Origin of the sequence: Halorubrum sp. CBA1125 (assembly GCF_009742825.1) — an archaeon.
Lineage (GTDB): Archaea > Halobacteriota > Halobacteria > Halobacteriales > Haloferacaceae > Halorubrum.
Genome location: NZ_WPCE01000327.1, coordinates 1 through 1,870 on the forward strand (window position 1 = coordinate 1; position 1,870 = coordinate 1,870).

The following is a 1,870-nucleotide window of genomic DNA, read 5'->3' on the forward strand; positions in this document are numbered from 1 at the left end:
GTCTGCCAGGGCGCGGTTCGTCGTAGCGCACTTACGGACGAGTGGGACAGACAACCGTTCTCATACCCGTTCTTCGTCTCCCTGATTCGTTCAATCCAACCGAAGAGACGATCGATCTGCTGTGCGGCCGGCGCGCTTCGGTGAGCGGGGCGCGACAGCGCACGCGAACCCGAGCGCGAGGTCGTCGGGCGACGCCCGACTGCCAGAGAATCTCCGATTCTCGCTGGACGCGGTGAGCGCTCAAAGAGCGCGAACCGCGAGGCTGGGGAGGTGTGAGGCGGGGCTGTGCGGTGCGGGGTGGGACGCAAAGGGGCAGCCAGGAGGACGACGGCGGCCGCAGTAAGCACCGCAGGGAGCGAGTGAAACGAGTGACCGAGGCGCGCAGCAAGGCCCCCGAGTCCTCCCGGCTGGGGCTTTGGACGTATTCGTCGCGGAACTGTCGACCACGTACCGCCGAGCGGCTGGGGCTTTGGAGATGTTCTCCGCGTCAACGACGATCTCGTATCGAGCGGTTCCATCCGAAGTATCGTACCACTAGCACGCCAACTCTAACGGCTTCTATCACCGAAACGCGAGTGGAATCAACGTCTTGTGGACGGCTCTATGACATCCTGATCGCAAGAACGAGTCACGTCGTAAATCACAATCACTCAACGATATCCGCGGGCTCCAACGCAGGGAGCCGTCGAGAAGACGAATCAGCGGGGATGGCGGGCGAGCGCGGCCGCGAATCCAGACGCGCCGGTCACGCGACGACGAACTGGTTCCAGAAGCCCTCCACGAGGAAGAACAGCGCGTAGTAGGAGGCGTACACCAACACGAGCACCGAGGCGGCGATCGCGCTCTTGGGGGCCTCGATGGGCATGTCGTTGCGGGCCTCGACGTTGCGCGCCTCCAGCTCGAAGAGGTCGGCGAGCAGCATCGTGATGACGAGCACGGAGACGATGACACCGCTCACGGGGGATTCGACCACGAACAGGAAGCTCACCAGGAGGAGCCCGACGTTCGTGAACACGTGCGGCGTGTACGGCTCGACGCTGTCGCCGTCGGAGCCCTGCTCGACGTGCCGTCTGTGCGCGAGGTACCGCGTCGCGAGATTCGCGATCGTCAGCGTGAAGATGGCGTACGGCAGCACTGGTCCGGCCGCGGACAGCCACCCGAGCGGGACGAGGAACTGCAGTGGATCCATACGCCCATATCCGGTCACGAGTTATTAGAGTGTTTCCGATCGTCGCGCCCGCGACCCGGTCCCGTGCCCGTCGCGAGGACGGCCTCGACGGCGTCGACCGCCTCGATCTCGACCGGGCTGTGCGGCTCGACGAGCGCCCGGCGGCGGCCGTCGACGACGAGCGCGACGGACTCGCTCTCACGCTCGACCGAGATCGTCACGCGGTTCGCCGCGACCCACGTGTCGGCTCGGGTGGCGAACGGCGAGATCGGAACGACGGAGACCCCGCCGCCGGGCTCCACGACGGGGCCGCCGACCGCGGCCGCGTAGCCGTCGCTGCCGAGCGGCGTCGCGACCACGACGCCGTCCGCCCGGAACGACTCGCGGCCGGTCTCGTCGAGGCCGACGGCGTACTCCGAGATCCGGGCCGGTTCCGCGGTCAGGAACGCGACGTCGAACGCGGCGTGTCGGACCGGCTCTCCGTCCGCCCGGATCGTGAGGACGGGGAGGGCGACGCGGCGGACCGGGCTCGACGCCGACCTGCTCCGACCGCGGTCGCCGCGCTCCGTCGAAGAGCCGTCGAGCAGCCGGCGAACGCAGCCGGGCACGTCCTCTGGAGCGATCGCGTGCTGCCGGTCGCCGACCGGGACGACGGGCGAGCGCGGCCTGCCGCGGTCGACGACCGCCTCGCGGAGCGCCGCG

2 protein-coding genes are annotated in these 1,870 nt (G+C 68.3%); both read right to left on the minus strand.

The window, feature by feature from the left end:
- Positions 1 to 745: 745 nt before the first annotated feature.
- Positions 746 to 1,189, minus strand: a complete 444-nt coding sequence (locus tag GJ633_RS16325) for a hypothetical protein (RefSeq protein ID WP_156589606.1) — start codon at positions 1,187 to 1,189, stop codon at positions 746 to 748.
- Between the two features lie 14 nt (positions 1,190 to 1,203).
- A partial coding sequence (locus GJ633_RS16330; RefSeq protein WP_156589607.1) for an NAD(+)/NADH kinase occupies positions 1,204 to 1,870 on the minus strand: 667 nt, incomplete at its 5' end.

Excerpts from the sequence above, each read along its gene's own strand:
- GJ633_RS16325 (WP_156589606.1), bottom strand. The coding sequence starts at position 1,189 with ATGGATCCACTGCAGTTCCTCGTCCCGCTCGGGTGGCTGTCCGCGGCC.